Source organism: Thiolapillus sp., from assembly GCF_048562965.1.
Lineage (GTDB): Bacteria > Pseudomonadota > Gammaproteobacteria > Chromatiales > Chromatiaceae > Thiolapillus > Thiolapillus brandeum_A.
Window position 1 is genome coordinate 1 of record NZ_JBHNMF010000743.1, and the last position, 1,474, is coordinate 1,474.

Genomic DNA, 1,474 nt, shown 5'->3' on the forward strand with positions numbered 1-1,474 from the left:
GCCTATTGCCGCATCTCCAGTTACCTGCAGACCATGGCAAATCAGGGATACAATCCGCTGGTCGCCATTCAAATGGCCTTTTCGGGACAGCTCTATGCTGATAGGGGTGAGTAGTTACCTGATTTCTTCATTACCGGGAGAATCCACCTCTGTCCCGAACAACCCGCCTTCCATCATGGCAAATTCTTTCAACCAGGTGTTTTCCAGGCCACGTATGGTTTCCAGCGTCAGCCAGGCTTCGTTGAGATTGCCCTCACGAACAAAACGCTCGGACTGGCGCAGCAGGTTTTTCGCCGTCAGCAGCAACCGCGCATCCAGCACTTCTTCCGCCTCATCATCCACGTAGTCCAGAATACTCAGGATATTGACAACCAGCGCAAGCAGCATCGCCGCCGTCAGTATCATCAGCAGGCGGATACTCAGGGAGCGGAAACGCTTCTTCCTTTCAGTCATCTTTCATGAACATGTAACCCAGGCCCCGCACTGTCTTGATGCGTTCAGAACCGATCTTTTTACGCAAGTGGTGAATATGCACATCCAGCAGGTTGCTCGTCACCAGTTCGGTATCATCCCCGCAGATGGCCTGCAGCAGTTTTTCCCTGGACTGGATTTTCCCTGCATGCTCCATGAAGTAACGCAGCAGGCGAAATTCGATGGCGGACAGTTCGACGGGCTCGCCATCACGGCTTGCCGTTCCCTTGGTTGGGTCAAGCTGTACGCCGAGATCGAGAAGATTCGACGCGCGCCCTTCCCGGCGCCTCACCACGGCGCGTATCCTCGCGGCCAGTTCATCCAGTGAATAAGGTTTGGCCACGTAGTCATCTGCACCGTATTCGAGTCCGCGAATACGTTCTTCCAGTGCATAACGGGCAGTGATGATGATGACAGGAATATCGTTGCCGCTCTTGCGCAACTGACGGAGAAAGTCCATCCCGTCACCATCCGGCAATCCCAGGTCCAGTAACACACATTCACAGGTATTTTCCTGCAGTGCAGCTCTGGCAGAACGGATATCCGCCACCCACACGACCAGGAAGCCCCTTTGCACCAGACCCAGCCTGGCACACTCACCCAGCAGTTCATCATCTTCCAGCAACAGGATCGTCATAACGAGATAACCTTAAAATACGCTTCCGTACCGGTTCTTATACTTTTATTCACGGAACCCAGAAAAACATAGCATCCCGGACAAAAAAATGCCCGCGCCATTCACGGGCGCGGGCAAACTTAGCGAATACTCCCTGAAAAATCAGAGCTTGTTCTTGTGGCAAAGATTACAGGTTACAAGTTCACCCTTGGCCAGATGGATGGTCTTGTTACCGTGTTCATCCTTGGTCAGTGTCCTGTCCGTGGCAACCCGGGAAAGCACACTGCCTTCACCGTTCTTGCCGTGACAGGCTCTGCAGGCATCCTTGTTTTTCTCGGCCAGCTTTTCATGCCCGCCAGCAGAGAACCTGGTGTCTCCAACCGGATG

Annotated in this window: 2 protein-coding genes and 1 pseudogene; all 3 read right to left on the reverse strand. The window is 53.5% G+C overall.

The window, feature by feature from the left end; genetic code table 11:
* Window positions 1-114: 114 nt before the first annotated feature.
* On the reverse strand, window positions 115-453 hold the full coding sequence (locus tag ACOCD2_RS19710; RefSeq protein WP_293675133.1) for a hypothetical protein: 339 nt from the start codon (window positions 451-453) through the stop codon (window positions 115-117).
* Window positions 446-1,108: a response regulator transcription factor gene (locus ACOCD2_RS19715; protein ID WP_293675134.1), complete on the reverse strand. Its 663-nt coding sequence runs from the start codon at window positions 1,106-1,108 to the stop codon at window positions 446-448. Before ACOCD2_RS19715 ends, ACOCD2_RS19710 begins: the two co-directional genes overlap by 8 nt.
* Before the next feature lie 141 nt (window positions 1,109-1,249).
* A pseudogene (locus ACOCD2_RS19720) lies at window positions 1,250-1,474 on the reverse strand (cytochrome C); the annotation flags it as partial.